The sequence below is a fragment of the Helicobacter anseris genome, assembly GCF_003364335.1.
In the GTDB taxonomy this organism is placed as follows: Bacteria; Campylobacterota; Campylobacteria; order Campylobacterales; family Helicobacteraceae; genus Helicobacter_H; species Helicobacter_H anseris.
The window spans coordinates 1-1,136 of sequence record NZ_NXLX01000041.1 but is presented as its reverse complement, the minus strand read 5'-3'; the positions used below and the strand labels follow the sequence as shown (position 1 = coordinate 1,136).

Sequence of the window (1,136 nt, the reverse complement as noted above, 5' to 3'; positions counted from 1 at the left end):
GTTTGCATACCATTAAAGATTCTAGCCCATGCACCTTGAGAATTCGCATTCTCTCTTAATTCACCCATTCTTTTATTTAAGCTATTCATGTTAGCTAGATAAAGATCATAGTTAGAACCAAGAGCTGCTGCTGAAGCTTGTTGTGTAGCAGTAGTGGCACCTTTACTTACAGCAGAACCTAAGAAGTAGGTGGTGTAGCCATTGCCACTACTAGTACTAGTGCTTCCATTTTGATCAGTTGCATCTGTTGCAAATGTATAAGAGATAAGACTAAATCCAGAGATACTATCTGTAGCTTGTAATGTAATATTGCTAGAATCTTTTATTGTAGCAAGAGCAATATTATTAGCACTTCCTTTTTCATAAGAAACTTTTCCAATAATATCATTTGCATTACCTGCAACTCCTAGATAATGAGTTTGATTTGTAGTGCTACTTTCAGAATTTCCAGTGCTTTCTTCAATAATGATTCTATCAGATTTGTTAGTAGTGCTTTTGTTATTAGTAGCATTTGGATTTACATATACAATGAAGTTAATAGCTTTGCTATCTTTATCTAAATTTGTAATTTCAAGAGTGTGGAAAGATTCTCTTGGAGTTATTTGTCCATTATTTCTTGTTTGATCTGAAAGATTTAGAGTGTTATTTTCTCCCTTAGCATTTAAAGAGTTAATGGTTGCATTATCTCTTAGACTTAGAGAAGCATTAGAACCATTAAAGATAATATTAGTTTCTGCTGTGCTTGATTTTACTTCTGCTAAAGGATTTAAAGAAGCAAGGATGACATTTCCTTGAGTAGTATTTGTTTGTATTGCTCCTGTAATAGTTGCATTTTTAGAATCACTAATAGTGATATTAGTAACACCGCTATTGCTTGTGTTAATACCACTTGCTAGAGTTCCATTGTGATTAAAGTTGATATTAGTGATTCCACCTGTGGTTTTAATATCACTATTGCTTGTATTTTTTACATCACTATTACTAGCATTACTTCTCCAATTTAATGTAGCACCTGAAGTATTGGTAAAGTTAATGTTATTAGTTCCATTAGAGAATACTAAGCCATCATTATTATTACTATCACCATTACCATATTTAAATGTAGTAGTAGTTGCATTTACATTAAAAGTATTGGT

The 1,136-nt window shown here is 32.0% G+C and carries 1 protein-coding gene; it reads right to left on the bottom strand.

The features are described from left to right. On the bottom strand, window positions 1-1,136 hold a 1,136-nt coding region (locus tag CQA57_RS08090), incomplete at both ends, for an autotransporter outer membrane beta-barrel domain-containing protein (protein WP_115579723.1).